Genomic DNA, 3,113 nt, shown 5'->3' with positions numbered 1-3,113 from the left:
TTTGTCTAGCTGCGAAAGCCAAACCGTACGGCTGCTTCGCTTCTTCTGTCTGAGACGTCCGTCTCTTCCGCCAGAAGCTCCATCATCCTATCGGTTTAAGCGGGCTTTCTCCGCTTTTCATTTTGGTTAAGTCCTCGATCGATTAGTATCTGTCAGCTGCACGTGTCACCACGCTTCCACCTCAGACCTATCAACCTGATCATCTTTCAGGGATCTTACTAGCTTGCGCTATGGGAAATCTCATCTTGAGGGGGGCTTCATGCTTAGATGCTTTCAGCACTTATCCCGTCCGCACGTAGCTACCCAGCTATGCCTTTGGCAAGACAACTGGTACACCAGCGGTGCGTCCATCCCGGTCCTCTCGTACTAAGGACAGCTCCTCTCAAATTTCCTGCGCCCACGACGGATAGGGACCGAACTGTCTCACGACGTTCTGAACCCAGCTCGCGTACCGCTTTAATGGGCGAACAGCCCAACCCTTGGGACCGACTACAGCCCCAGGATGCGATGAGCCGACATCGAGGTGCCAAACCTCCCCGTCGATGTGGACTCTTGGGGGAGATAAGCCTGTTATCCCCGGGGTAGCTTTTATCCGTTGAGCGATGGCCCTTCCATGCGGAACCACCGGATCACTAAGCCCGACTTTCGTCCCTGCTCGACTTGTAGGTCTCGCAGTCAAGCTCCCTTGTGCCTTTACACTCTGCGAATGATTTCCAACCATTCTGAGGGAACCTTTGGGCGCCTCCGTTACTCTTTAGGAGGCGACCGCCCCAGTCAAACTGCCCACCTGACACTGTCTCCCGCCCCGATCAGGGGCGCGGGTTAGAATTTCAATACAGCCAGGGTAGTATCCCACCGACGCCTCCACCGAAGCTGGCGCTCCGGCTTCTCAGGCTCCTACCTATCCTGTACAAGCTGTACCAAAATTCAATATCAGGCTGCAGTAAAGCTCCACGGGGTCTTTCCGTCCTGTCGCGGGTAACCTGCATCTTCACAGGTACTATAATTTCACCGAGTCTCTCGTTGAGACAGTGCCCAGATCGTTACACCTTTCGTGCGGGTCGGAACTTACCCGACAAGGAATTTCGCTACCTTAGGACCGTTATAGTTACGGCCGCCGTTTACTGGGGCTTCGGTTCAAAGCTTCGCTTACGCTAACCTCTCCCCTTAACCTTCCAGCACCGGGCAGGTGTCAGCCCCTATACTTCGCCTTGCGGCTTCGCAGAGACCTGTGTTTTTGCTAAACAGTCGCCTGGGCCTATTCACTGCGGCTTTTCCGGGCTATTCACCCTAAAAAGCACCCCTTCTCCCGAAGTTACGGGGTCATTTTGCCGAGTTCCTTAACGAGAGTTCTCTCGAACACCTTAGGATTCTCTCCTCGCCTACCTGTGTCGGTTTGCGGTACAGGCACCCTTCATCTCACTAGAGGCTTTTCTTGGCAGTGTGGAATCAGGAACTTCGGTACTATATTTCCCTCGCCATCACAGCTCCGCCTTGATGGAAACGGGATTTGCCTCGTTTCCGGCCTAACTGCTTGGACGCGCATATCCAACAGCGCGCTTACCCTATCCTCCTGCGTCCCCCCATCGTTCAAACGATGAATAGGTGGTACAGGAATATCAACCTGTTGTCCATCGCCTACGCCTTTCGGCCTCAGCTTAGGTCCTGACTAACCCTGAGCGGACGAGCCTTCCTCAGGAAACCTTAGGCATTCGGTGGAAGGGATTCTCACCCTTCTTTCGCTACTCATACCGGCATTCTCACTTCTAAGCGCTCCACCAGTCCTTCCGGTCTAGCTTCAACGCCCTTAGAACGCTCTCCTACCACTGACACCAGAGGTGTCAATCCACAGCTTCGGTGATACGTTTAGCCCCGGTACATTTTCGGCGCGGAGTCACTCGACCAGTGAGCTATTACGCACTCTTTAAATGGTGGCTGCTTCTAAGCCAACATCCTGGTTGTCTAAGCAACTCCACATCCTTTTCCACTTAACGTATACTTTGGGACCTTAGCTGGTGGTCTGGGCTGTTTCCCTTTTGACTACGGATCTTATCACTCGCAGTCTGACTCCCATAAATAAGTCTTTGGCATTCGGAGTTTGACTGAATTCGGTAACCCGATGAGGGCCCCTAGTCCAATCAGTGCTCTACCTCCAAGACTCTCATTATGAGGCTAGCCCTAAAGCTATTTCGGAGAGAACCAGCTATCTCCAGGTTCGATTGGAATTTCTCCGCTACCCACACCTCATCCCCGCACTTTTCAACGTGCGTGGGTTCGGGCCTCCATTCAGTGTTACCTGAACTTCACCCTGGACATGGGTAGATCACCTGGTTTCGGGTCTACGACCTCATACTCATTCGCCCTATTCAGACTCGCTTTCGCTGCGGCTCCGTCTTCTCAACTTAACCTTGCATGAAATCGTAACTCGCCGGTTCATTCTACAAAAGGCACGCCATTACCCATTAACGGGCTCTGACTACTTGTAGGCACACGGTTTCAGGATCTATTTCACTCCCCTTCCGGGGTGCTTTTCACCTTTCCCTCACGGTACTGGTTCACTATCGGTCACTAGGGAGTATTTAGCCTTGGGAGATGGTCCTCCCTGCTTCCGACGGGATTTCTCGTGTCCCGCCGTACTCAGGATCCACTCAGGAGGGAACGAAGTTTCAACTACAGGGTTATTACCTTCTCTGACGGGCTTTTCCAAGCCTCTTCATTTACCCCGTTCCTTTGTAACTCCATGTTGAGTGTCCTACAACCCCAAGAGGCAAGCCTCTTGGTTTGGGCTAATTCCGTTTCGCTCGCCGCTACTCAGGAAATCGCGTTTGCTTTCTCTTCCTCCGGGTACTTAGATGTTTCAGTTCCCCGGGTCTGCCTTCAGTACCCTATGTATTCAGGTACAGATACTGTTCCATTACGAACAGTGGGTTTCCCCATTCGGAAATCTCCGGATCAAAGCTTACTTACAGCTCCCCGAAGCATATCGGTGTTAGTCCCGTCCTTCATCGGCTCCTAGTGCCAAGGCATCCACCGTGCGCCCTTTCTAACTTAACCATAAAACATGGTATGTTTTTGAAAAGATTGACGCAAAAATTTGCCTTCTATCTATTATC

Annotated in this window: 1 rRNA gene; it reads right to left on the bottom strand. The window is 52.3% G+C overall.

The window, feature by feature from the left end:
- Nucleotides 1–122 precede the first annotated feature (122 nt).
- Nucleotides 123–3,054: ribosomal RNA gene (locus BIV59_RS14865) — 23S ribosomal RNA — on the bottom strand.
- Nucleotides 3,055–3,113: the final 59 nt, after the last annotated feature.

Source organism: Bacillus sp. MUM 13 (genome assembly GCF_001866725.1).
Classification (GTDB): Bacteria; Bacillota; Bacilli; order Bacillales; family DSM-1321; genus Peribacillus.
Note: the sequence above shows the minus strand (reverse complement) of the source record. Positions and strands in the feature narration are given on the sequence as shown.